Annotated in this window: 1 pseudogene; it reads right to left on the reverse strand. The window is 58.0% G+C overall.

Annotation, left to right across the window (positions count from 1 at the left end):
- A pseudogene (locus A5636_RS16405) lies at positions 1–1,465 on the reverse strand (PPE family protein); the annotation flags it as partial.

Genomic DNA, 1,465 nt, shown 5'->3' on the forward strand with positions numbered 1-1,465 from the left:
CCCCCACATCGGCCCAACCCAGGTTGACCCCCGAACTCAACAACCCCGACAACTGCGCACCGACATTGCCCACACCAGACACCACCGCCGAAGTCCCCACACCCAACACACTGGAGTTAAACAACCCCGACACATCCGACCCAAGATTGAACACACCCGAACTCAACGAAGCAGCATTGAACAACCCCGACACCGTCCGCACCCACCCCGACGGAACCTGGTTGAACCAACCCGACACCTGCGACCCCACATTGCCAAACCCCGACACCCCACCAGCACCGGAGTTGAAGAAACCCGACGACGGAGCAACAGTCGAATTCCCGAACCCCGGCACCGCCGAAATATGCAGGGGATTGAGCGACATGGGGCCGAGAATGAGGTCGACGTTGAGGTTGAGGGGAATCGGGTCGATTGTGTAGCCGTTCGGGAAGACCGTGAAGTCAGGGATGCCGCCGAACGCATCGATATGCACTGGGATTCTCGGGAAAGCCAGCCCATCCGGGAATAGGGTGAACGCCGGCAGACCGCCGGCCACGTCGATGCTCAGCGGCAGGGACGGAATCGTCAATCCTGGAATGGCGATGGGGGGGATGCTCAGGTTGAGCGCTGAGAAGGATGGCCCGGAAGCGCCAAGCTGAATGGTGGTTGCATGGAGACCGCCCGGATATGGGCCGAGCACCGGATTGCCATTCGCGAAGTCGACAGTGGAGAACCAGACGGTTGTGGCCGGAATCACGAAGGGCGGCGGTGCCGTGCCAGCCGGGGACGAGGTGATCGAGTTGATAACGGTGGCAGGAATGTTGATGGGCGGGAAAAGGACGATGGGACCCAGATCGAACGTTTGATGGAAATCCAAAGGGATTGCATTGACCGTGATCGGATCCACTGTGAACGGCCCGATGTCGAAGGTCTGGTCAATGTCCAGTGGTGCGAGGTGAACATGGATCGGATCGATGTGAATGGGACCCAGGTTCATCGTTTCGCGCATATAGACGAGATATGTTTCGGGAATCAGGTTGCCAACAGGCAGATTGAAGCTCAACAAGCCTTGGTAATCGCCGGTCCACAACACGCCGTTGCTGTAGTTGCCCGAGATGAGGGCGCCGGTGTTGACGTTGCCGGAGTTGGCCAGCCCGGTATTGGTGTCACCGGTGTTCAACCAGCCCGTGTTGACACTGCCCGGGTTGAAATCGCCGGTATTGGCATCACCGGCATTGAAACTACCGGTGTTGTAACTGCCCGCATTCATCAACCCCGTGTTGAAACCACCCGCATTGAACACACCAGTACTCGCCACCCCCGAATTACCCACACCCGTGTTATAACTCCCCGAATTGAACAACCCCCAGTTCCCCGTACCAGAATTAAAGAACCCCACATTCCCGGTACCCGAATTGAACAACCCCACATTACCGCTACCCGTATTAAAAGCACCAAACCCCGTCAGATTGTCCCCCGACAACCC

Source organism: Mycobacterium asiaticum (genome assembly GCF_001673315.1).
GTDB lineage: Bacteria > Actinomycetota > Actinomycetes > Mycobacteriales > Mycobacteriaceae > Mycobacterium > Mycobacterium asiaticum_B.